The organism is Thalassotalea coralli (assembly GCF_055786205.1).
Genome location: NZ_JBVVBK010000007.1, coordinates 152,955 through 173,951 on the forward strand (window position 1 = coordinate 152,955; position 20,997 = coordinate 173,951).

Below are 20,997 nucleotides of genomic sequence, written 5' to 3' on the forward strand. Positions count from 1 at the left end.
GCGACTACTTATTATTCCTTTTTTGCTATGGCTTGTACAACGTAACCCATACCTGTGTGATTTTTTCCTTCGAGTACTTCTCTTTCTAACTCTTCTAAAAATTTAAAAGATAATCCCTTAAGCTCTTGGAGCAGTGTTTCTTTAGTTTGCATCAGTGTTTCATCTTCACCGCCGCCTGTATCTAGGTGCGCTTGTTCTGGCCTATAGGCTTCCGTGATATATAAACCCCCTCTTTTAAGACCCCGGATAACTTTAAGATGAAGCTGTTCTCTAAAGCTTGGTGGCATTGGACAAAAAATAGAAATAATAGCGTCCCATTTTGAATTGCCTAGGTCGAAATCGGCCAGATCTGCATGAATAAAATCGATGTCTACGTTATGTAAGGCTGCGAGAGTTTTCGCCTTGTTTATTCCTACAAGAGAGGCGTCTACTGCGGTTACTTGATAGCCTAGCTTTGCTAAAAACACCGCATTTCGGCCTTCGCCTTCTGCTAGGCTTAGTATTTTTCCCTTAGGAATTTGATGGACATTTTCTCTTAAAAAGTCATTTGGCTCAGTACCATATACATATTCTTCACAGTCAAATTCTTTATCCCACATAAGTGATTCCTCTTTGTTTGAAATTCGGTATATGAGACCATGCTACTACTTCAAGTCGACTTTAAGTCAAGGTGATTACTCGTGGATATTGCTGAGGTTTCTAAACATTCAAATTTACCGGCTTCGACCCTTAGATATTATGAGGAAAAAGGACTTATCCATTCAGTTGGCCGCAAAGGGCTTAAACGCGTTTTCGCCAATAATATAATCGAAAGGCTGGCGTTTATTTCTCTTGCTCAAGCTGCAGGACTTTCCCTTGACGAGATAAAAAACATGCTTGGCGTAAATAGTATTGAGGTGGATCGTGCGCGATTATTATCAAAGGCGGAGGAGCTAGATGGGCAAATACGTCAACTTGAATCGATGCGAGATGGTTTAAGACACGCGGCAAATTGCCCTGCACCTGATCATTTTGAATGTCCAAACTTTTTACGCTTGTTAAATATTGCGAGTAATAAGTGGACTAAGACTAAACCATCGTCTAAGTATTAGTGGGTTATTCCGATTGAGATTTCTTCCAATCGTCAGTCAACATGCCGGCGAAGCCCCAATCTTGCTCGGCAATTTCTTGGATAACGATATGGGTATGCTCAGGTTTTTTACCAAGAACTCTTTGCAGTGACGCGGTTATGTCTTTGACTATTTCCGCTTTTTGTTCTCGGCTAGCGCCTTGGGTGATTTGTACATTAACGTAGGGCATAAAGTAGCTCTTTTTTGTTTGTAAACTTTAAAGGGATAAATCTTTGCGCATCACAATGACATCAACGCCACGATAATTCACTTGTGTTTCTTTTTGCCAATTTAATTTAGCGTATAAACCACCATGTAGGTTTTCTGTTTGTAAATATAAGGTTTTTACGCCAAGCGCTTGCGCTTTATTTTCGACTTGTTTCACTAAGGCAGATGCAACGTTTTTTCCTCGATGAGTTTCAACTACATATACTCCGCCAAGCCAGTGTTCCTTTTCGGGATAGATAGTCATTTCACGATATTTCAGCTGTGCTGCGCCAATAATTTCTTCTCCTTCCTGTGCCAGAATGACAAGAGGAATAGAGTCTGTATTGAGATAGTCTTCTAATTTAGTGACAAACGAGTCGACTGATGGAGCTTCAACATAACTTCCCCATTGATCAAAATACCATTGGGCTACCGTTGAAATTACAAGTTTGTGATTTGCTAAATAGGTAAATTTCATTCCCTTTCAATCCATTGATTTAATTATTCAGTTGCGTACCACTTTAACGCAAGCTTCTCATGATGTTGAATAAAATCATTCTTTATTGCCATATATTGGTTAATGTCATTGTTGCACATTTCTATAGCTTGTTGCTTAATTTTCGCATAGGCATCTAAGGCTTTAGGGTGTGCAGTCAGGTATTCCTTAAAGGCGCGATGGCGAATTAAATTAGCGTCGCCTGAGAGAAAAGCATGTACGTGATGTGTTCGTTGAGCACCGCCTTTTTGAAAGTATCGTCTACCAGAAATACCGTTTTCACCTTTTACCTGATAACCAAGAGCTTCTAGCTTTTCGCTTCTCCGATCTAACACAGCAAGACTCTTTACTTCGACTAGAATGTCGATAATAGGCTTTGCAGACAACCCAACAACCGCCGTACTGCCAATATGATCAATGTTTGCAGTCGTCTCGCCCATTGCCTGCATAAGTAAGCCTTTTTCTTGTTCGAAAGCAATTGCCCATGCTGGATCATAATCAATAATTTCTATGACTCTTTTGTTCATATTACTGTTTTACCTTTAAAGGCATTCTCATTGATTGTGTTTCAAGGTGAGAAGATTCTCGTAGCTTTTTTAAGTCGCCGTATATCTTAAAACCTGAAGAGTTATAAAGATTAAATGCCGCAGTATTGTTAGTAGTTACATCTAAAGATAAGTATTTTAGGTTATGATCTATAGCCCAGTGCACAATTTTGTCTATCATTAGTCGACTCACGCCTAAACCTCGTGCATAAGGTGATACCCACATTTGATAGAGAAAAGCTGTTTCATCTGAAGAATTATGTAAGACACCAAATGCCAATCCGACAGGCTCTTCGTTCACCAAAGCAATAATTGGCAATTTTTCATTTTTCTCGAAAATTAGGCGAGATCGCCATTCTTTGTCAGAAAACTCAGCTTCTCGTTCATAAGTACTGCCGAACGCATCAGGTGAGTCTTTAAGTGATTGAAGACGCAGTTTCTTATAGATTTTCCAACTCTCGGTTGTTAATTCTATAAGGCTAAGGCTATTGTGGCTGCTTGGCATGTGTTACAACGTCAATGAGTTTAAATGAGTCGGCCTAAGTAAACGCAATGTATAAGCTTACTGGTACTTTGCCGAGGTTATAAACTCACCAAAACTTTCACACCAAACAATGACTGTATTAAACTCGGCGAGGTCGACACCTTTAGGAGTATCTAGAACAAAATTGGTAAATGTTGTTACGTCACCTACCACTTTCATCGAAGACTTTAAGCGCTCAAACTCAGCTTCTGTTTCGACAAATTTAGGTGATAAATAAAGCTTATAATCAGGACCTGGTGCGAGTTCACCAACAAAGGTTATATGCTTCTTGCCTAAAGATACTTTTCCTTCACCCCAATGCAGAAAATCACTACCTTTTAGCGCTTTAGTAAAGGTTGCTGTATACACACTTTCAATAGAAAGGGCGTTAACTTCAGATTCTGCTGTTGTTGGTGGTGCTGTTAGAATGGGCAAAGCATAGATCCCTGCGGCGAAACCAACAATGCCAATGGCAATATGTGAGAAAGTTAGCAGCAGTATATTTTTGAGTTTCATGTAGGTACTTTTGTCCCAATTTATTCGCTAGAGCGTGATTAGTTATTGATGACTTGCGTAAAATAATCATCGAGAGAAATAGAAGAATGTCGAGTTTCCGACGTTTCTCCTAAGTTATCGCCTGAATTTTGCCCTAGGTATAATTTTTCGCTATCAATATAAACTATAGTGTATTTAGGTAAAACAGGGGTATCTTCTGAGTTGTAAACCGTGGTTTGGTTTAACTTGTACACTTCTATACTCTCTTCGGTAAATACTTTTCCAGCAAGTGTCAAATTAGCGATATCCATGGCATCAAAAACGACCGTATCACACATTGAGTCTTCTGGACGGTAGAAGTTGGTTCGATATGTTGCTTGCAAATCATTGTCGATTCTTATCTTTACTTTAACATTCCAGGAAGGTTGTGGGTTACTACTTGTTAAATCAAAATATGGAGTACAGCTTTTTTGCCATGATGTACCTTTTAAGCTCGCCGTCAGGTTCTGGTTAGGACTGTTATTAGCGCTACTAACTTCTGACCCGCCACAAGAGCTTAACCCAATAGATAATACACTCACGATAATCCATTGATTTTTCATATCACTTCCTTATTTATTCTAAGCCCGTGGCTTTTCACCTGAATACGTAGGTAGCGTAAATACGTACATTTGCGCATCGAAATACTGACCATTATTAAAAAGGCGAGATTTAGCAACGCCCTCTAAAGTTGCTCCGCTTTTTTGAGCAACCCGCTGGCTCGCATAGTTCTCAGTAGCAACAACAACTTCAAGCCGATTTAACTCAGTGTGCTCTCGTGCCCATGCAACTAGAGCCTTTAATGTCGCTGTTCCATAGCCTTTTCCTGCTTGGCTAGTTCTGATCCAATAACCAATATTAGCAAGGTTACACTCATAATTAATGTTATTGACACCGCCGCCGCCTATTAAATTACCTTTATCGTCAAATATAGAAAACTCATAAGCTCTTCTTTGTCTTCTATTTTCAATTTGTGACGCGATAAATGCGTTAGCGCTTTCTAGAGAAAACTGCTCCGTGCACCAGTCCATCCATGGGTTTATTTGTTCAACAGATTCTAGTGCCGCTTCAACCATTAGCGGTGAAAAGTCATGACACAGCGCTTTTAACTCTATTTTCGGATGCATAAATTGCTGGGCTTCTACTGTTTCAACGCTGCTAACATAGTGCTAATCGCTTGCTTGGTTTGAAAGATATTATGATCACCTTCTATGATCTGCATACTCACTTTTTTACCATGCTTTTTAAGTGCTTGATAGTATTCTTCTGTATGGTATGGCTTAGTATTATCGTCAGCTTTTCCGACTATCAGGTCGACCTTGGTATTTTTCGCTACCTTTTCAGCTAAATCGATAGGCGAAGAAATGGCTAAGTCGCCTCTGAACAACTCGTACTCATTCCTTACCAGCATATCTTTACGCCATGCATTGATATTGCAGGGGCAAGAAATAATAACAGCATGATCGATATCGTCAGCAAACTGTGCGCCTAGCTTTCCTGTAATCGCTGCGCCACCTGAATGACCAATAACCACTACTTTAGCGGCATTATAGTGCTTTTTTAACGCCTTAATAGAATGGCCGATCTGGCTAACTCGACCGTCATCATAATTATCGCCAACCGTATCGCCTCTTTCTCCATCAGACTTTTGGCTAAAGTCATCGGTATAACCTGGTCTTAACATGCCGATTGAAATGACATTGTCTTGGTTGTTCGCCAGGTACTGAGCAACGCGATATTGCACATTGGGATTCCAAAATGGAGCATCACCATGAAGAACGACAGCAAGTGTTGGTGAGTTCGTTAATTTATCGCTCTTATACGTTTCGACAATCGTACAAGCCTCATTAGCAAGCACTTCTCTTTCTATGTTGGCGCATTGGCTATTCGCGTGAGCATTTATAATAAATAATTGAGTAGCCAAAAAACAAAATAGAGTTATTGCTGATTTCATAAAAATATCCGTTTAGTCATTGAAGGTTATACAAAATCTAGCGATAACCCGTAAATTTTATTATCTGTTTATGATGCGAGAAATTGTATTTATAGTCGATGCTTAATGTGTAACAAATATTAAGAAATTAATGACTTACGCTTTTTGAAAATACGTTGATAATAACTACGCCGGTTAAGATAAACAGCATGCCAATGATAGCGGGTAGATCGGGTATTTGTTTAAATAGAATAGCGCCTAAGACCGCGATCAGAAATATGCCCATACCTGCCCAGATTGCATAAGCAATTCCGACAGGGACTGTTTTTAAAACAAGTGCTAGAAAGTAAAAAGCGGCCATGTAACCAAGCACACAGATTGTGCTATAGGTTGAATCTGAAAAACCGTCTGATTTCTTCAACGCTAACGTGGCAATAACTTCACAAACTATTGCTAATGCTAGGTATCCGTATCCCATGTAAGTTCCTTTTATTTTTAGTTTTTTTAAGTGATAGCCTGCGGTAGTTTGACGTAAAAAAGGGGCTGATGACAACATTTTTGTCACCGCCCCCTGGTACCTATTCAGTCTTATTGTCTATTTTTTATTTCGCTAGCTTATAAATGGCAAAGCTAGTACCTGATAGCTCGACTGTTACTTGTTTAGCACCTTCATGCACTAAGCTTTTGCCTGAGGTATATATAGTGCTTAACTTACCAGACATAGGTAATTGTTGCTGTTTACTTTGCTCAGCTGTGTTTAGCGCCACTAGGTATTGGCTGTCTTTATAGGTGCGGGTAAAGGCATAAAGACCAACTTCTTTGCTAGCAAAAACTTCGGCTTGCTTGCCGTAACGTAGTGCAGGGTGCTTGTGATAAAGGTTGGCAAGTGTAGCAAAATGCCTGTAAAGCGGATGGTCTTGATTGAAGTTATCATCAGCCGTTGTTTGTGCTGTTAACAACAAGTCATCATCGTTAAACGTCGCGACTTTTGAAGGCATCATATCTTGGCGAGAATCATGGTTGCCGCCATCACCAACAAATCCTTGTTCATCACCGTAGTAAATAACAGGAATACCACGAGCGAAGAAAGTGATAGCCGTCGCCAGTTTTAGTCGCTCTGCGGTTTGTTGTTCACTGTATTTTTTATCATGGCTGTTAAGCAAAAAAGCAAAACGTCCCATGTCGTGATTACCAGTGAAATTAAGTAACTGGTTAGCATTTTTGTACAAGCCATCTTGCGCGAAAACTTCCGATAAATACTCAGTCCCTTTGTTGTGAATGAGGGTGTTGTAGATACCCGATTGCAAGCCAAAATCGAGCACTGAGTCCATTGTACCTGTGGTGGTAAAATAGCTTAGCTCTTTGGGATCGCCGCTGTAGACTTCGCCAAACATGAAGAAATTGCTAATACCTATATCTTTGGCATGTTTATCAAGCGCAGGAATAAACTGCTGCCAAAACTCGATGTTTACGTGTTTTACTGTGTCGATTCTAAAACCGTCTGGACGAAACTGCGTGATAATATTTTTATAAATATCTGTCATGCCTTGCACCACTTCTGGTGACTCTGTGTTTAAATCGTCTAGGCCAAAGAAATCACCATTTAACGAGTTTTCTCCTTGGAAAGTAGAATCGCCTTGATTGTGATAATGCTTAGGGTCGTTTAGCCAAGCAGGGGTTTTTAGCTGTTCATTACCTTTTTGAATAACCGTGGTGTATTTTTTACCGGCTTTGATGTCTGCAAGCGAAATGTAAGGGCAAGCTTCGCCGCTTTCAGACCAACCAGAACCATCTTCACCGTGACACTCTTTGTACTTAACAACGTCAGCAGTGTGGTTGGTGATAATGTCAAAGAATACTTTGATGTTGCGAGCATGCGCTGAATCGATAAAGTTTTTCAGGTCGGCATTGGAGCCTAAATGCGGGTCTAATTCAGTAAAATCTAATACCCAATAGCCGTGATAACCAGAGATATCGCCTTGCTGCGCTTGATTACGTAAAATTGGGGTTAACCAAATAGACGTAATGCCCATTTGCTCTAAATAAGGGAGTTTCGCAGCTAATCCAGGTAAGTCGCCACCGTGGTATGCTTTTTCATCTTCTGGGTTAAAGCCACCGTAAGATAAAGGCTTATCTTTAGCGCCCATATCATTGCTTTTATCACCATTATTGAAGCGGTCAGGTAAAACAAAATAAAAGACTTCGTCTTGAATACCGCGCTGGCTATAAGGCGCTAAATCTTTTGCAGTGATGGTTTTAGTCACCGTGTTTTCGTTAGCATAGCTGGCGGTAGAGTAAAGTGCACTGGCCGCTAGTAGTAGGCTAGATATATCTCTTATTATTCTCGTTGTTAGTTTCTTTTTATTGAACATCACTTATTTACCATTTACATACCAATGCCACAAATACTACAAATATCATCATAGCAAGTATAAGTATTACATACGTATGCATTGACAAAATTGCCCTATTTACTCATGCATACGTATGCAGTGTTATTGCACTAAATATGGCCTCTACTTATGCTTATATCGTCACTTTTGATAAGTGAATGATATGCCGCTAGCACAATATAGTAACTAGGCTAGCACTTCTGATCTGCTATGAATTGGACTGTTATGGAAATTCAACCTTGGTGGCGTGGTGCCGTAATTTATCAAATTTATCCTCGTAGTTTTATGGATGCTAATAATGACGGCATTGGGGATCTAGTTGGTATTATCAATAAGCTTGATTACGTAAAAAGCTTGGGTGTTGATGCTATTTGGATTTCACCTTTCTTTAAGTCACCAATGAAAGACTTTGGCTACGATATTAGTGGTTATCGCGAAATTGATCCTATGTTTGGTTCAATGGAAGATTTTGACCAGCTAATGGCTAAAGCGAAATCGCTAAACCTGAAAGTGATTATCGACCAAGTGCTAAGTCATACATCAGACCAACACCCTTGGTTTATCGAGAGCAGACAAGATAAAACAAATCCTAAAGCTGACTGGTATGTATGGGCTGATGCCAATGAAGACGGTACGCCACCGAACAACTGGTTATCTATTTTTGGCGGCTGTGCGTGGCAATGGGAGCCGCGTCGTCAACAATATTATTTACATAACTTTTTAACCTCACAACCTGATTTAAACTTCCATAACGAAGAAGTGCGTAAAGCAGTGCTGGATAATGTGGAGTTCTGGTTAAAGCATGGCGTTGATGGCTTTAGATTAGATGCCATTAACTTTTGCTTTCATGATAAAGAATTAAGAGACAACCCTGCAAAAGCGCCAGAAGATCGCCAAGGCCGTGGTTTTAGTGAAGACAACCCGTATGCTTTCCAATATCACTATTACAACAATACACAGCCTGAAAACATTGGTTTTATGGAAGAAATTCGCGCTTTAATGGACAAGTACCCTGAAGTGGTCACATTGGGTGAAATTTCTTCTGAAGATTCACTACAAACCATGGCGGAATACACTGAAGGTGATAACCGTTTACACATGGCCTACAGCTTTGAATTATTAACGCCAGAAGGTGACCCAAACTATATTCGTAGCACAGTGCAAAATTTAGAAAACAAAATGGTAGATGGCTGGCCTTGTTGGGCGATTGGCAACCATGATGTTACGCGTGTGGCGTCACGCTGGGCAGACGGTAAAGACAGCCAAGTGCAAAGTAAAATGTTTAATGCGATGTTAGCGTCACTGCGTGGCAGTGTCTGTGCTTATCAAGGCGAAGAGTTAGGTTTGCCTGAAGCTGATATAGCGTACGAAGATCTGCAAGACCCATACGGCATTACTTTTTGGCCAACATTTAAAGGTAGAGACGGCTGCAGAACGCCTATGCCTTGGAGCCAGAACAGCCAACACAGTGGCTTTTCACAAAGTGATAAAGCATGGTTACCAGTGGCAGCAGAGCACAGCGAGTTAGCCGTTGAAGTACAAGAGCAAGATAAACACTCGGTGCTAAATGCTTATCGTACCTTCTTACATTGGCGTAAAAACCAAGCACCACTCATGTATGGTGATATAGATTTTTTAGTGAGTGATGAAGAAAAGTTGATATTTACTCGTGAATATCAAGGTGAAAAAATATTGGTGATGGCTAACTTTAGCGATCAACCTGTCGATTTCTCTATTGGTGATACAGAGCTAAAAGTTCTAGATGGTCATGGCTTTTTAAGTCCACAAGTGGTTAATGCAGGATCTACCTTAACCCTCCAGGTAGCTGCATTCCAGGTTGCGTACTTCAGTATGAGTTAATACACAGGTGCGTTGTCGACCTTACTAACGTTTTTACACACCGTTAGTATCACAGCCCAAACCTACTTTTTAAGGTTTGGGCTTTTTTTATCTTTTATGGGTAATAATACCTCTTAAAGCGTTTGCAATATCTCGATCATTTTCTCAGCCACTAATGGTGAAGACAGGTGATTTTGCCCGGTGACAATTCGACCATCAACTTCAACATGAGGCTTGTTACGAGGTGAATAAGCAAATTTACCACCGTGCTTCTCGATGGTCTCCTGAATTAAAAACGGAAATTGCTTAAAGTATTCACGCTTTGGATTTTCGTATGCTTCTGGGTAACCTGAGATGCGTTTTCCGTCTACCAAATATTTGCCATCTTTGGTTTTTAAGTTAACGATCCCTGCAGTACCGTGACAAACAGCAGAGACAATACCGCCATGCTCTTCATATATTTCCATCGCGATATTTTGAATAGCTTGATTTTCAGCAACACCATACATGGCGTTACTACCACCTACATAATGCACTGCTTTGTAGCGAGAAGGCTCGATTTCATCAGGAGATTTAGTGTTCGCTAAGGTATACATGAAATCAGCATTATAAAGGTACTGTTTATGGATATCTTCAGATGTATTGATATAAGAAAGAGGGATTGCTCCGCCTTCTGGGCTGACAAAATCTACGGTATAGCCCGCCGATTTAAATGCATCGTAAGCTTTTACAATCTCTGAATAACTGACACCAGCTGGAAGTTTAGAATTTCCGTGAAAGTGTGCGTTTGATACGATAAATAAAATACGTTCACCGCTGTTGTTTGCTTCTTTTTTACTAGCCGTTTTACTGATGATTTTCCAACCGTCATTGGATTTTTTAAGGAGAAACATATCAGCGAAGCGCACTTTTCCTTTAGGGATCAGAATTTCAACTTTAGCGGTGGCAATGTTACCCTCGACATCAATAGAAATAATTTCACCGATGCGGCCATTAGGTTTACCTGCATATTCTTTTTTAAACCAGCTTACATATTCAGCAATAGGTACTTCCCATTGAGGCATATCTTTCTTTTCTAGATATAAAATAGCGGTATCTGAAAATGCTCTTTTTATCTGCTCTTGGTGGTTAAATGACGTACCTTGTATATAGTCATTTAACGTGTCCTCTATTTGTTCAATGTCAGTGGCTTTTGAATTAGCGAAAACGCTCGTTGCAAACAATTGGGTCGACAGTAAGGCTGCCGATAAAAGCACATTTCGTGTTGACAAAAATTTAGTGATTTTCATGTTATCTCCCTAAACAATAATAAGTATTTAGACAAAGTATTTTGCTTGGGAGTTAAGCTATCGCTAAGGGAGCTGATTTACATTCAAATCACGTAATTTAGTACTACGAAATTATAATTTCGTAGTTTTTTTCTGTTGAGTTTTTCGATAGATTGCTGGAGTGCAACTCTCTATCTGTTTGAAAGCATTGTAAAAAGTTGATTGTGAATTGTACCCTGCCAATTCAGCAACATTTTCCATGGTTAAATGACTATCAGAGATTAATAATCGTTTAGCTTCTTCAATTCGAAGGCCATTAATGTACTGAGCAAACGATTTGTTTAAGTTGCCATTTAAAAATTGCGATAACTGAGGCACTGACACATGCACTTTTTTCGCCAACTGCGGCAAGGTTAAATTTGGGTTTTTAAATAGCGCTTCTGTCGACATTAATTGTGCGAGTTTTTCCGTTAACTCTTGCTCGGTTTCAGTGTCGATTTTCTTATCACCATATTTCACTTCTTGCTTTTGCTTTTTAGCAAAAACCCACATCAAAATACTTAAATACAACACAAAAGAAAACGACAAAGCACCGACAATATAGGAGGTGTAGCTCGCCGTGAAATAAGCGAGCCAAATTAAAAATGTACCAAAATAGACGCTTAACAATAATTTGTTATCCGCTGAAAGTGGTTTTTTGTTACGCCACTGTTTTAGTACAGATAAAATGAAAGAAAACGCGAACACTATGTAGAGCAGCCAAGTATAATTGATTAGTTTATAAAGCGTTTGCCCCCAAAGCTCTGACTCTCTGCTGTATGGATAGAAAACAGCGACATAACAGGTAATAGCCACCAATATTCCTAGATGTACTTTCCAAGAGATGAACTGTTTTGATAGTTTTTCTTGGGTACTGACCACATAAAAGTACAGCAATGGACCGATAAAAAAGCATGCGGATAATCCCAGCTGCAAAAAAGCTTTACCAATACTTGGATCGAAGTAAAACCACACTGATTTCGAAATGCGGATACTAATGGCAAGTAAAAGTGCGGCTAAAAAGCGCTTTTCAATTGATACTGGTTTAGTGGTCATTAAGTAAATGGATAACAAAATGCCGTTAAATGCACCGATCGCGCTAAAAAAGAAAAGGAGTTGGCTACTTAGCTGCACGCTTTTATTACCTGTAGAAATATGTCCATTGTTTCAATCGAATATGCTAGCGCATTGCCAGAGGAGTTTAAAGGAGTTGGTTTAAATCAAGGTGGCTAAGGTGTTAACTATGCCTACGTGATTTTCATTATTTCTTGAATAGCCAATGTAGTCCTTGAATAGCGGTCGTAGGAAACGCCGTTTCATGATTGGCTTCTTCAATTATCTGCAGCTTAACTGTCGTATTTGGAAAATCTTCACCTGATAGCTTTGCTGCAAGCTGTTTTGCACCTGACACCATGTTGTGTCTTGGAGAATCTAGTTCAGTTGTTTCCCTAGCCCCAACAGCGATGAATATTTTGTGTGGGTTTAGATTGGACTTTGTTTTAGCGCTGAGTATGTCACTGTTGTTAAACCACACCGAAGGGCTACCTAAAATGTAGTTATCAAACATGTCTGGCCTAGTAAGAAATATATAGGCACCAAATAATCCGCCGAGAGAATTCCCAACATAAGTACGCGAACCATTTACGCGATAGTGAGATGCGATATAGGGAAATACTGAATTCTCTATAAAACTTGCATGTTCAAGTGCTTTGCCTGTCTCAAGTTTCCAACTACTATCTTTCTTATGGGTATAATCACGGATACGACTTGAAGGGCCTTTAGAACCTTTTGAATATGAAATTCCTACAATTATCGCCTCTTCCATTTTCCCTGTATTCATTGGGAATCGAGTCGATCCAGAAACGATTTGAAAACTATACCATGCGTCTGTTAGATAAATGACAGGGTACGACTTTGTTTGGTTGCGTTTGTAGGATGCAGGCAATTTGATAAATATTGGGTAAACCTTGCCTGATACAGGGTCTTTTATGTCGCTAACACGACTTCTAGGAATTTCAAACGAACTTATACTTTGGGCATTGGTTACCTGAGTAAAAGCCATTAAAACCAAGATAAAGGGTAAAATCTTCACGTAGTTTCCAATGTTGATTGAGAGTGTGAATGCCCCATCAAAGGGCTGAGATACGATTGGTTTAACTGATGCATTAATGCTAAGGCCTATCAAACGTTACTATTTCCACTAGGGCAGCCTGCGAGGCTAGCTTATACCAAGGCATAAATTACTGCGACTATCATTAAGGTTGCGAACAGAACTCGAATGACTCTTGCCTGTCTAGGTTTCGTGAAAACTGGGCGTAATAAACCTCCAAACATTAGCCAAAGCGTATCAACTATAGTGGCAACCACTAAACAGGTTATGCCTGTAACAATATAGGCCATATATGTATCAGAGAAAGGTAAAAGAAACTGAGAGAATATCGCTAGAAAAGCTGCATATGCTTTTGGGTTTAGAAGGTTAAGGATGAAGCCATCTTTAAAACTTGGTGCAATATGATCGTTTTGGCTAGCAACAACAGGTGCTGATGCGATTTTATACGCGATAAATAAAATGTATGCACCACCACAGAGCTGGCAAATAAAACGAATATTTGGGAATTGAGAAAATAGTGCTGCTAAGCCAGCCGTCGCTCCAATTATGGCAACACTTAGTCCTAGCAATATACCTGCTAAAAATGGCGTGCCTTTTTTAATACCGAAAGTCGCTCCTGTTGCCGCTAAGGCTAATGGAGCAGGCCCAGGAGAACCGAGTAAAAGAGCTGTTGTTGTAATTAATGCAATGAGTGGCTCTAACAATTTAAAATTCCTTTTGATTAAGTTAAGGCTTATAAATGTGACTAATCTGAGTGGTAAAGAGGGACTGCCAGAAGATCAAGTTGCTACACTCTATTCGTTTTCTGTTTTTTTCCAAGGCTCGTCAAAGAGAACTTCAAATGAATTAGGTAGCGCAGCAACGAAATACAAGGTATTCCCTTGAATAAATATGCCAGCTTCGACTACATCTTTTTTGCCACGTCCAAATCTGCTGAGATCATAAGTAATCTCAAAGAGTTTCGCTTCGTGACCCGAGGTTGTATTGATTTCTGAAAGAAAGTTATATGTCCCTTTCATTATTGAAGGGCTTTCCAATGCTGGATGAGAATACCGTGTAGAGCAACCTTTATCTGCATAATGTTTTGAGGTAAAAGTAAAATTATCCTTATTAAAGGTATATGTTGATGCTGACCAAATGGCTGTTCCATTATGGGAAGCAAAGAAAACACAAGGCCCTAACCATGTACCTAATAACTCAAACTTTTTGTCATTAGCAGCTTTACTGTTGCTAACGCCACTCACTAGAAACAAGAAAATTATAATTATCGTGTACTTCATTATTTTTCAGAATATTACGCCTTGCTAGGAGGCTGATAGTGTTTTAGATAAAATAAGCGACTCAAGAGTAAAAGCCAAGCGTTTTCCGCTCTTGTAAATGACTACATATTAAGCACCTGTTGGTAATCCGCTAGACCACCCTTTAGCCATTGCTTTCTTTACGTACTTTTCTAAAGGCATGTAAAGCGACTTGTGAAAGGGTAAATAACGTTAATGTCATTATCAGCCCAAATAACATCACTGGCTCATAACCTTCAATTACGGTTGAAAGTACACGCGCGAAAAAGTTAAAGCCAAAGTACATGGAGGCAGGCAGCAACAGTATCCATTCTTTGCGATAAGCACCAATGGCAGTAATGATTGCCAAACTTAATGTGGGTGCACCTAAGGTTCGTAAGTTGGTGAAGCCATAATTTGATATCGCATTAAAGCCACTAGGTTCGTTGATTACTGAGGGAAGCAGCATGGTAACAAGTGCTGCAGAGCCTAATACTAATACAAATATACCTGAAAGAAGTTGTGCTAATTTAGTCATGCAAAGTGCCTTTACTTAAAAGTTTAGATGCACTCATGATAAAAAAACTCAGCGAAGGAGACTTGCACATATCCGTCAATGGTTTGCACTTTTCCGTCACCGATAAGCTTACTTTAATAACAGTTAGCGTATTGCTGAATGTTCGCTATTTACGCATTTGTGAAGGGGAGATAGTAAAATGTTGTTTGAATGCTCGAGAAAAATAACTGATCTCTTCAAAGCCACAGTCTAAGGCTATTTCCGTTAAACTCTTGTCAGTAGCTTTTATCAACTGCTCTGCTTTTTCAAGTCGCTTGCTGATAAAGTATTTGTTCACCGTTGTACCAAAAGTCTGCTTAAACTTGCGATTAAAAGTCGATTCACTCATATGGCATAAGAAGGCTAACTCTTCTACTTTTAACGGCGTAAATAAGTGTGCTTTTACTACGGCTTGCAGCTTGGGTTGGCTTGGCACGAATAGCTGGTTCAACAGTTGTTGTACATTGCTTAGCTTGTGATGAATACCTTGTGATAGCAGTAGGGATATCAGCTCGCGAATTTTCAACGCAACCATGTCGTCAGTCAGAACTTCTTTATGGGTAATATAGTGTTTAATGCCTTGAAAATAACTGGAAAGTAACGGTGAATTCGACATAACAATTGCTGATTCTTCTTCCCTGTCTGTTGTCAATTTTTCCTTTGTCATTGAAATAGGTAAATCGCCTTGGTAGAGCGTTTGAATAAGCGCTTGTGTAAAGCGAAAGCCGATAAACTCGACGGTGTTGTCGCTTTTACTTTCGCTGCTACTATTCAGCCATTGGTTAATAAAGTTGTCCGCTTTCATTAAAAGGGTGTCACCCGCTTTTAAGGACAAGGTTTTTCCCGCACAGATAAGAGAAGAGTTGCCTTTTAACACATGAATTAAGCGCGCTTCATCAACTAAACTGTCTTGATAGGTCATAGGTGCTTCAAATTTTCGAATGCCCATCACTGTTTTGTTGTTATGTTCAACACCTATAAATGTATGTATTGGCTCTGTCACAAATAAAGAATTTTTGTTTATGGGAGTATTGATTCTATAAGCGTTCGAATTAGCTGGCTAGTCATAATGAACAGCATTCTAATTAAGTGTAATAAATTCATCGAGCTAGATACTAAGTAAGTATAGGAGTTAGAAACGCTAGAAGGAGAAAAATATGGCGATAGATTTTTCAACATTCCAAAACAACATGAAACAGCAATTTTCAGCTTGGTGGGAAGCAAAGTCTGCCGAAGAAAAGGGCGATTTAGAGTCTGTGTTAGTTATGGCTGCATCGGCTGTGGGTACTATTGTTCCTATGCTAGTAATTGCTCTTTGGTAAACTCTTCAAGAATTGCAATTTAAAAACGTAAAAAGGGGTCTAGACAAATATGTCACAGACCCTTTTTGTATTTTCATTTTAACTTTGTGCTTAAAAGGTATGACAAAAAGCTAAAGCTGTTCTGGGCCTACTTGCACAACCAACTTGCCGAAGTTCTCGCCTTCCAGCAATCCAATAAAAGCTGAAACGGCGTTTTCTAGCCCTGTTACTTTATCTTCTCTGTACTTGATTTGACCTGACATCAACCAAGGTACCATCGCTTGTTGAAACTCATTGTATCTGTGGCCGTAATCGTCAAACACGATAAAGCCCTGCATTTTAATACGTTTAACTAAAATGTTACCCATAAGGAGCGACATGCGATCTGGTCCTGCAGGTAAGTCTGTTGCATTGTATTGAGATATTAAACCACATAAAGGAATTCGCGCTTTTGCATTAAGTAATGGTAAAACCGCATCAAACACTTTGCCACCTACATTTTCATAATAGATATCAATGCCGTTAGCGCAAGCTTCAGCAAGTTTTACCGCTAAGTCGTCATCATTGTGATTAAGGCAAATATCAAAGCCGAGTTCATTCACTGCGTAATTACATTTTTCTGTACTACCGGCTATACCAATAACTTTACAGCCTTTGATCTTGCCAATTTGTCCCACTAAGCTACCAACAGCACCTGTAGCAGCGGCAACCACTAAAGTTTCACCTTCTTTGGGTTCACCAATATCCATTAATCCCATATAAGCAGTAAGCCCTGGCATACCTAAAACACCTAACCCATAAGACGGGTTTGGCATATTATTTTCTAGCTTTATTACGCCTTCGCCATCAGAGAGGCTATAGTCTTGCCAGCCACCAAACGCGACGACAATGTCACCTTTGGTAAAGCCGTTTAAGTTAGATTCTTCAACACGGCAGATACTGCCACCTACCATCACTTCATCTATTGCGACTGGATCAGCATAAGATTTAGCATCATTCATTCGCCCACGCATATAAGGATCTAACGATAGGTAAATCGTTCTTAACAACATTTCGTCTTGCGCGGGTACTGGAATGGCTGATTCAACTAAATTGAAGTTTTCCTGAGTAGGCGCACCATGTGGACGAGAGGCTAAGGTTATTTGTCGGTTAACGTCTCTATTTTGGTTCATAAGAATTACCTTGGCTTTGTTGGGTAAAAAGATAGCGTGATTATTTAAGTAACAGTGTAGCTAATGCTTCACCAACTGCATGCGCACTAGTTGGGTTTTGGCCGGTAATTACGCGATTGTCTTCAATAACAAGTTCTTGCCAAGGTTGAACCTTGCTATATTTCGCTGCTTTACGAGCAAGCGCCTCTTCTAATAGAAAAGGGATATCGTCAATGGTACCAAAATCGACTTCTTCTTCACGGGTAAAAGCGGTGACTGTTTTAGTCGACAATAATGGTTCACCGTTACTCAAAGTAATAGGAAGTAAAGCTGCTGGCCCGTGGCATACGGCAGCAATTACGCCATCATTTTCATAGTGCTTAGCTGCAAGTTGAGCAATTTCTTCATTACTCGCCAAATCGGAAAGTAAGCCAAAGCCACCTGGATAGAAAATACCATCGTATTCTTCAATATTAATTTGAGAGGCTGGAATAGTATTGTTAATTTGCGTTAAAAAGGACTCATCACCTAATACTAAGTTGTTTACAGCATCGTCTGCTAAGTCTGTGCCGTATAAAGGGGCTTTACCACCTGAAATTGACGTGATTTCATAAGCAATATTGTTCTCGTTCAACACGTGTACAACGTGGGTAAGCTCTGGCGCATAAGTGCCGTTCGCTTGAGTTGTTTCACCTAACGTTGCGTGGTTCGTTACCGGAATAAGTACCTTTTTCATCTCATTTACCTTTTTCAGCCATGATTTTGTTGATGAATGTAGTGTATATATTTCCTCTATTGATGATAATTACCTAAAATGGTTAAACACTTTTGCTATATTGCAATAATTAATGGTGTGTAACTAACTCGTGTCGAGGTAAATATGGATAGTTTTGAAGGGATCTTTGAATTTGTAGCCGTTGCAGAGACCGGTGGCTTTACCGCTGCCGCGAAAAAGCTTGGCTGCAGCACAAGCCATATAAGTCGGCAAATTGCGCGCTTGGAAGAGCGAACAGGTGTTGTTTTACTTGCGCGAACAACACGACAAATAAACCTAACAGAAAATGGCGAGTTCTATTACCAGCAATGTAAGCAGTTAGTCACCGGATTACAACAAGCAAATGAACGATTAAACCAGCAGCAATTCAATTTGAGTGGTACTTTAAAAGTCAGTGCCGCTGGTGGCTTTGCTGAAAACTTTGTTGCGCCAACGCTAATGGAGTTTGCAGAGCTCCATCCTGAGCTTAATATTGAAATTGATTTTAATAGCCGTATGGTTAATTTTGTCGAGGACGGTGTCGACTTTGCCATTCGTTATGGCGAGCTTAACGATTCTAATCTTATTGCCAGAAAACTCGTCAGTCGCTCAATGGAATTAGTGGCAAGCCCGGATTACTTAAATGAACATGGTACGCCTAGTCACCCGAATCACCTAAAAAGCCATCAATGCATAGTTGCCAATAATGATCGCTGGTCTTTCAATATAGATGGCAGTAAACAAGCGATTAAGGTATCTGGAAGGTGGCGCAGTAACAATGCCAATGTTGTTGCTCACGCCTGCGAAAAGGGCTTAGGTATTGCTTATATGCCTAAAGGTACCTTTTCTGACTTGATTAATAACAATAAACTAGTACCGATTTTGTCGGATTACTGCATTAGTGGTGCGACAAGCTGGATTGTTTATCAAAACAAACAGTTTATGCCGTTAAGAGCGCGTCTTGCTATTGAGTTTCTTTTAGAAAAATTTGCGAATTAACCTTCTAATCATCTCTTCTTTTCTTTGCATATTTTGCCAAATTAGCATCTTTGAACTATATAAACTAAACAAGAAAAATATTGTTATTTCTCTATGACTTAGTTTTAAAAGGGATTTGTAACCTAATGTTCTCTGGCATATTCGCTCGGCTTCACAACGCGGAAAAAATCAAATTACCGCTACTGGTCGCTTTTTCTCTAATTATGATCCTGACTTTTATGATCACCGTTAAGTCAGTGCGAGATTTTGCCGACAATGTGCTGCAAAGCAATATGCAGGAAAAGTTTGATGAAGTTCACAGCTTTTTCGACGACGAAATTAGTGCCCAGCAGAATATCCAAGAACTGGTTAATTTCTCTATGGTGCGAGACGAAACCATTATTGGCTTGTTGTCTGGTATGTATGAAAACTATAGCTCGCTAAATAGTATTTATCAGTACCTCAATGAGCACAATAGCATTACCCACTTTTACCTGATTGATCCTAATAAAAAAGTGCTGTATCGCGCCCATCAGCCTGATCGTAAAGGTGATGTCATTATGCGAAAAACCATGGAGCTAGCCGAAGCGACCAAGAATACAAGCTCAGGTCTAGAGTTTGGCGTGCTTGGCACGTTTACGCTAAGAACGGTAAGCCCTGTTCAAGTGAATGGTCGCTTGATTGGTTATGTTGAAGTAGGGATGGAAATAGGGCATGTCGTTGAGCGAACTGAAAAACAATTTAACGTTGAGTTGTTTGAGCTTTTTGATCGCACGCTTATTCCTAATGACACCTCAGAATTGCTATTTGAACTGACCGGCAGAAAAAGCGATCAATCCACATTAGAAGATTATGTTATTAACTACTGCGCCGACTTAACCCTAGATGAAACAACGTTAGCTTTGATCCAAGATGCGGTTAATAAAACGGGCATTGTCAGAGATGACAATAACGCGCTCTATTCTAGACACATGTTGAATGTTTCCGGAGAAGGGGTTGGCCATCAAATTGTTATCTCCAACGTTGAGCAATTAGTGTCTGAACGAAAGCAGCAAGTGCTAACCATCTCAACCGTGTTTATTATTGCGTCACTCATCGGCTTAGGGATTTTCTATACGGTACTCTCATTTATCGAGAGAACCTTACAAAACTATATCGAAGAACAGAAAAAAAGTGCTGAAGTAATTCGACAAAACATGGTCGAGTTAAAGCAAGCACAAAAATCGCTAGTTGAAAAAGAAAAGATGGCGTCTTTAGGTAAAGTGGTTGCTGGCGTCGCCCATGAAATTAATACTCCATTAGGTGTCGCGGTCACTATGGGCACCACCATAAACCAAAACGTACAAAACTTTGTTGATGTTATGCGGACGGGGAAAATGCGCCGTTCAGACCTCGATAATTTTGAATCTGAGTTTCATCAAGGTATGGAAGTATTAATACCATCCCTGGAAAAAGCATCAACCCTTATTCATAGCTTTAAACAAGTAGCCGTTGACCAAACGAGTGAAGCGCGAAGGCAATTTGCATTAATAGAAATCGTCGAAGAAATTGTCATGACTTTGAATCATCAAATTAAACGAACAGGTATTGCTTGTCACTATTCTGTTGATGAAAAAATCTCTTTAGATAGTTACCCAGGACCACTAGGACAAATTTTAACGAACCTCTTTAATAATGCTGTTATTCATGGACTTGATGACGCCAGTGAGGGCGAAATAGAAATTACCGGAACCTTAGTTGATGGAAAAGCTCAGCTCTGTGTAAAAGATAATGGCAAAGGCATCCCAGCAGATGCTTTAGACAAAATATTTGATCCATTTTATACCACTAAACTTGGTAAAGGTGGCTCAGGGTTAGGACTTAATATTATTTATAACTTAGTCGTAAGACTTATGGGGGGAACAATCAGTGTGCAAAGCGAACTAGGAAAAGGGACTGAGTTTACCTTATTGTTGCCACTGATTGCCCCTGCGCAGGAGTAATG

Annotated in this window: 24 protein-coding genes and 1 pseudogene; 5 read left to right on the forward strand and 20 right to left on the reverse strand. The window is 39.8% G+C overall.

Going from position 1 to position 20,997, the window contains the following annotated elements; genetic code table 11:
- Nucleotides 1–11 precede the first annotated feature (11 nt).
- Nucleotides 12–599, reverse strand: coding sequence for a class I SAM-dependent methyltransferase (locus tag ACOB80_RS17265; protein WP_473167107.1), 588 nt, complete (start codon nt 597–599; stop codon nt 12–14).
- A gap of 81 nt (nt 600–680) precedes the next feature.
- Between ACOB80_RS17265 and ACOB80_RS17270 the strand changes: the two genes are divergently transcribed.
- On the forward strand, nt 681–1,091 hold the full coding sequence (locus ACOB80_RS17270) for a helix-turn-helix domain-containing protein (RefSeq protein WP_473167108.1): 411 nt from the start codon (nt 681–683) through the stop codon (nt 1,089–1,091).
- A 4-nt stretch (nt 1,092–1,095) separates the two neighbouring features.
- Here the strand turns inward: ACOB80_RS17270 and ACOB80_RS17275 are convergent.
- The 10 genes and pseudogenes from ACOB80_RS17275 to ACOB80_RS17320 form a co-directional block, all read right to left on the reverse strand.
- A pseudogene (locus tag ACOB80_RS17275) lies at nt 1,096–1,305 on the reverse strand (tautomerase family protein); the annotation flags it as partial.
- Nucleotides 1,306–1,326: 21 nt separating this feature from the next.
- Nucleotides 1,327–1,794 carry a GNAT family N-acetyltransferase gene (locus ACOB80_RS17280; protein ID WP_473167109.1) on the reverse strand — a complete coding sequence of 156 codons (468 nt, stop codon included), beginning with the start codon at nt 1,792–1,794 and terminating at the stop codon, nt 1,327–1,329.
- Between the two features lie 23 nt (nt 1,795–1,817).
- Nucleotides 1,818–2,339: a GrpB family protein gene (locus tag ACOB80_RS17285; RefSeq protein WP_473167110.1), complete on the reverse strand. Its 522-nt coding sequence runs from the start codon at nt 2,337–2,339 to the stop codon at nt 1,818–1,820.
- Nucleotide 2,340: 1 nt separating this feature from the next.
- Nucleotides 2,341–2,862: a GNAT family N-acetyltransferase gene (locus tag ACOB80_RS17290; RefSeq protein WP_473167111.1), complete on the reverse strand. Its 522-nt coding sequence runs from the start codon at nt 2,860–2,862 to the stop codon at nt 2,341–2,343.
- Nucleotides 2,863–2,919: 57 nt separating this feature from the next.
- The gene (locus ACOB80_RS17295) at nt 2,920–3,396 is read right to left on the reverse strand and encodes a DM13 domain-containing protein (protein ID WP_473167112.1); all 477 of its coding nucleotides are present in this window, start codon (nt 3,394–3,396) and stop codon (nt 2,920–2,922) included.
- A gap of 38 nt (nt 3,397–3,434) precedes the next feature.
- Nucleotides 3,435–3,977: a hypothetical protein gene (locus tag ACOB80_RS17300; protein WP_473167113.1), complete on the reverse strand. Its 543-nt coding sequence runs from the start codon at nt 3,975–3,977 to the stop codon at nt 3,435–3,437.
- An 18-nt stretch (nt 3,978–3,995) separates the two neighbouring features.
- A complete protein-coding gene (locus ACOB80_RS17305) occupies nt 3,996–4,541 on the reverse strand; it encodes a GNAT family N-acetyltransferase (RefSeq protein ID WP_473167114.1) in 546 nt (181 codons plus the stop codon).
- Between the two features lie 14 nt (nt 4,542–4,555).
- Nucleotides 4,556–5,368 (reverse strand): alpha/beta hydrolase family protein, encoded by an 813-nt coding sequence (locus tag ACOB80_RS17310; RefSeq protein ID WP_473167115.1) that lies wholly within the window; start codon nt 5,366–5,368, stop codon nt 4,556–4,558.
- 127 nt (nt 5,369–5,495) lie between these two features.
- Nucleotides 5,496–5,825 (reverse strand): DMT family transporter, encoded by a 330-nt coding sequence (locus tag ACOB80_RS17315; protein WP_473167306.1) that lies wholly within the window; start codon nt 5,823–5,825, stop codon nt 5,496–5,498.
- Between the two features lie 124 nt (nt 5,826–5,949).
- Complete coding sequence (locus tag ACOB80_RS17320; protein WP_473167307.1) at nt 5,950–7,719, reverse strand: alpha-amylase family glycosyl hydrolase; 1,770 nt, start codon at nt 7,717–7,719, stop codon at nt 5,950–5,952.
- Nucleotides 7,720–7,965: 246 nt separating this feature from the next.
- On the opposite strand from ACOB80_RS17320, the gene ACOB80_RS17325 reads away from it, so the two are divergent.
- Nucleotides 7,966–9,600: an alpha-glucosidase family protein gene (locus ACOB80_RS17325; protein WP_473167116.1), complete on the forward strand. Its 1,635-nt coding sequence runs from the start codon at nt 7,966–7,968 to the stop codon at nt 9,598–9,600.
- A gap of 113 nt (nt 9,601–9,713) precedes the next feature.
- Here the strand turns inward: ACOB80_RS17325 and ACOB80_RS17330 are convergent, their stop codons facing one another.
- The 7 genes from ACOB80_RS17330 to ACOB80_RS17360 form a co-directional block, all read right to left on the reverse strand.
- Nucleotides 9,714–10,868, reverse strand: a complete 1,155-nt coding sequence (locus tag ACOB80_RS17330; protein ID WP_473167117.1) for a nuclear transport factor 2 family protein — start codon at nt 10,866–10,868, stop codon at nt 9,714–9,716.
- 111 nt (nt 10,869–10,979) lie between these two features.
- Nucleotides 10,980–12,020: a helix-turn-helix domain-containing protein gene (locus ACOB80_RS17335; protein WP_473167118.1), complete on the reverse strand. Its 1,041-nt coding sequence runs from the start codon at nt 12,018–12,020 to the stop codon at nt 10,980–10,982.
- Nucleotides 12,021–12,147: 127 nt separating this feature from the next.
- Nucleotides 12,148–12,978 carry an alpha/beta hydrolase gene (locus tag ACOB80_RS17340; RefSeq protein WP_473167119.1) on the reverse strand — a complete coding sequence of 277 codons (831 nt, stop codon included), beginning with the start codon at nt 12,976–12,978 and terminating at the stop codon, nt 12,148–12,150.
- 131 nt (nt 12,979–13,109) lie between these two features.
- Nucleotides 13,110–13,700, reverse strand: coding sequence for a LysE family translocator (locus ACOB80_RS17345; RefSeq protein WP_473167120.1), 591 nt, complete (start codon nt 13,698–13,700; stop codon nt 13,110–13,112).
- A 90-nt stretch (nt 13,701–13,790) separates the two neighbouring features.
- Nucleotides 13,791–14,276, reverse strand: coding sequence for a hypothetical protein (locus tag ACOB80_RS17350; protein WP_473167121.1), 486 nt, complete (start codon nt 14,274–14,276; stop codon nt 13,791–13,793).
- Between the two features lie 142 nt (nt 14,277–14,418).
- Nucleotides 14,419–14,811 (reverse strand): hypothetical protein, encoded by a 393-nt coding sequence (locus ACOB80_RS17355; RefSeq protein WP_473167122.1) that lies wholly within the window; start codon nt 14,809–14,811, stop codon nt 14,419–14,421.
- Between the two features lie 145 nt (nt 14,812–14,956).
- Complete coding sequence (locus ACOB80_RS17360; RefSeq protein ID WP_473167123.1) at nt 14,957–15,832, reverse strand: helix-turn-helix domain-containing protein; 876 nt, start codon at nt 15,830–15,832, stop codon at nt 14,957–14,959.
- Nucleotides 15,833–15,986: 154 nt separating this feature from the next.
- Here ACOB80_RS17360 and ACOB80_RS17365 point away from each other — a divergent pair, with 154 nt between their 5' ends.
- Complete coding sequence (locus ACOB80_RS17365) at nt 15,987–16,151, forward strand: hypothetical protein (protein WP_473167124.1); 165 nt, start codon at nt 15,987–15,989, stop codon at nt 16,149–16,151.
- Nucleotides 16,152–16,261: 110 nt separating this feature from the next.
- Here ACOB80_RS17365 and curA read toward each other — a convergent pair whose 3' ends face one another.
- Nucleotides 16,262–17,302 carry an NADPH-dependent curcumin/dihydrocurcumin reductase gene (gene curA / locus ACOB80_RS17370; protein ID WP_473167125.1) on the reverse strand — a complete coding sequence of 347 codons (1,041 nt, stop codon included), beginning with the start codon at nt 17,300–17,302 and terminating at the stop codon, nt 16,262–16,264.
- A 40-nt stretch (nt 17,303–17,342) separates the two neighbouring features.
- Entirely contained in the window at nt 17,343–18,017 is a 675-nt protein-coding gene (locus tag ACOB80_RS17375; RefSeq protein WP_473167126.1) for a type 1 glutamine amidotransferase domain-containing protein, read from the reverse strand.
- A 144-nt stretch (nt 18,018–18,161) separates the two neighbouring features.
- Between ACOB80_RS17375 and ACOB80_RS17380 the strand changes: the two genes are divergently transcribed.
- Both ACOB80_RS17380 and ACOB80_RS17385 read left to right on the forward strand, forming a co-directional pair.
- On the forward strand, nt 18,162–19,034 hold the full coding sequence (locus tag ACOB80_RS17380; protein ID WP_473167127.1) for a LysR family transcriptional regulator: 873 nt from the start codon (nt 18,162–18,164) through the stop codon (nt 19,032–19,034).
- Between the two features lie 80 nt (nt 19,035–19,114).
- The gene (locus ACOB80_RS17385; protein ID WP_473167128.1) at nt 19,115–20,995 is read left to right on the forward strand and encodes a sensor histidine kinase; all 1,881 of its coding nucleotides are present in this window, start codon (nt 19,115–19,117) and stop codon (nt 20,993–20,995) included.
- Nucleotides 20,996–20,997 lie beyond the last annotated feature (2 nt).